Origin of the sequence: Clostridium sp. C8 (genome assembly GCF_001010885.1) — a bacterium.
In the GTDB taxonomy this organism is placed as follows: domain Bacteria; phylum Bacillota; class Clostridia; order Clostridiales; family Clostridiaceae; genus Clostridium; species Clostridium sartagoforme.
In genome coordinates this window covers 1-2,500 of sequence record NZ_LBMX01000073.1, presented here as the reverse complement: position 1 = coordinate 2,500, position 2,500 = coordinate 1, and the positions used below count along the sequence as shown (strand labels likewise).

The 2,500-nt window shown below is 51.1% G+C and carries 1 rRNA gene (cut by a window edge); it reads left to right on the top strand.

Features of this window, described 5'->3' with window-relative positions:
- Positions 1-2,500: ribosomal RNA gene (locus AAT22_RS11005) — 23S ribosomal RNA — on the top strand (it extends 404 nt beyond the left edge of the window).

Genomic DNA, 2,500 nt, shown 5'->3' with positions numbered 1-2,500 from the left:
GAGTACCACGAGACACGTGAAACCTTGTGGGAAGCAGGGAGGACCACCTCCCAAGGCTAAATACTACCTGATGACCGATAGTGAAGCAGTACCGTGAGGGAAAGGTGAAAAGAACCCCGGGAGGGGAGTGAAATAGAACCTGAAACCGTGTGCCTACAACCGGTCAAAGCCCCATATGAGGGTGATGACGTGCTTTTTGTAGAACGAGCCAACGAGTTACGGTATGTAGCAAGGTTAAGTACTTAAGGTACGGAGCCGAAGGGAAACCGAGTCTTAATAGGGCGACTAGTTGCATGCCGTAGACCCGAAACCGGGTGACCTATCCATGGCCAGGTTGAAGCGGGGGTAAAACCCCGTGGAGGACCGAACCACGTTGCTGTTGAAAAAGCATGGGATGAGCTGTGGATAGCGGAGAAATTCCAATCGAACTCGGAGATAGCTGGTTCTCCTCGAAATAGCTTTAGGGCTAGCGTCGGATATGAGTAATGGAGGTAGAGCACTGAATGGGCTAGGGGGCATATCGCTTACCGAACCTTATCAAACTCCGAATGCCATATACTATGAGTCCGGCAGTCAGACTGCGAATGATAAGATCCGTAGTCAAAAGGGAAAAAGCCCAGATCGTCAGCTAAGGTCCCAAAGTGTAAGTTAAGTGGTAAAGGATGTGGGATTTCTAAGACAACTAGGATGTTGGCTTAGAAGCAGCCACTCATTTAAAGAGTGCGTAATAGCTCACTAGTCGAGAGATCCTGCGCCGAAAATGTCCGGGGCTCAAACTTACCACCGAAGCTACGGGTTCACTTTATAGTGAGCGGTAGAGGAGCGTCGTAATCGGGCTGAAGTCGTACCGTAAGGAGCGGTGGACTGATTACGAGTGAGAATGTTGGCATTAGTAGCGAGATGTAAGTGAGAATCTTACAGGCCGAAAATCTAAGGTTTCCTGGGGAAGGCTCGTCCGCCCAGGGTTAGTCGGGACCTAAGCCGAGGCCGAAAGGCGTAGGTGATGGACAATTGGTTGATATTCCAATACCACTATTATCGTTAATATCGATGGTGTGACGGAGAAGGATAGGATGTGCTAGCGATTGGAAATGCTAGTCTAAGCATTTAGGGAGTTAAGATAGGCAAATCCGTCTTAACAATTCTGAGGTGTGATGGGGAAGGTCATTTTGACCGAAGTATCTGATTCCATGCTTCCAAGAAAAGCATCTAGAGAGAGAAGTAGTGCCCGTACCGCAAACCGACACAGGTAGATGAGGAGAGAATCCTAAGGCCATCGGAAGAATTGCAGTTAAGGAACTAGGCAAATTGACCCCGTAAGTTCGCGAGAAGGGGTGCCTGCGAGAGCAGGCCGCAGAGAATAGGCCCAAGCAACTGTTTAGCAAAAACACAGGTCTCTGCTAAAGCGTAAGCTGATGTATAGGGGCTGACGCCTGCCCGGTGCTGGAAGGTTAAGGGGAACACTTAGCGCAAGCGAAGGTGTGAACTTAAGCCCCAGTAAACGGCGGCCGTAACTATAACGGTCCTAAGGTAGCGAAATTCCTTGTCAGGTAAGTTCTGACCCGCACGAATGGCGTAATGACTTGGGCACTGTCTCAACTGCAAATCCGGCGAAGTTGTAGTGCGAGTGAAGATGCTCGCTACCCGCGATTGGACGGAAAGACCCCGTAGAGCTTTACTGTAGCTTAGCATTGAGTTTCGATATTGTCTGTACAGGATAGGTGGGAGACTGAGAAGCTAGGGCGTCAGCCTTAGTGGAGTCAACCTTGGGATACCACCCTGACAGTATTGGGATTCTAACCGGACGCCATGAATCTGGTGACGGGACATTGTTAGGTGGGCAGTTTGACTGGGGCGGTCGCCTCCAAAAAAGTAACGGAGGCGCCCAAAGGTTCCCTCAGAACGGTCGGAAATCGTTCGAAGAGTGCAAAGGCAGAAGGGAGCCTGACTGCGACACTTACAAGTGGAGCAGGGACGAAAGTCGGGCTTAGTGATCCGGTGGTACCTCGTGGGAGGGCCATCGCTCAACGGATAAAAGCTACCTCGGGGATAACAGGCTGATCTCCCCCAAGAGTCCACATCGACGGGGAGGTTTGGCACCTCGATGTCGGCTCGTCGCATCCTGGGGCTGTAGTAGGTCCCAAGGGTTGGGCTGTTCGCCCATTAAAGCGGCACGCGAGCTGGGTTCAGAACGTCGTGAGACAGTTCGGTCCCTATCCGTCGCGGGCGTAGGAAATTTGAGAGGAGCTGTCCTTAGTACGAGAGGACCGGGATGGACTGACCTCTGGTGTACCAGTTGTTCTGCCAAGAGCATGGCTGGGTAGCTAAGTCGGGAAGGGATAAACGCTGAAAGCATCTAAGCGTGAAGCCCCCCTCAAGATGAGATTTCCCATAGCATAAGCTAGTAAGACCCCTTGAAGAACACAAGGTTGATAGGTCAGAGGTGTAAGTGTGGTAACATATTTAGCTGACTGATACTAATAGGTCGAGGGCTTGACCA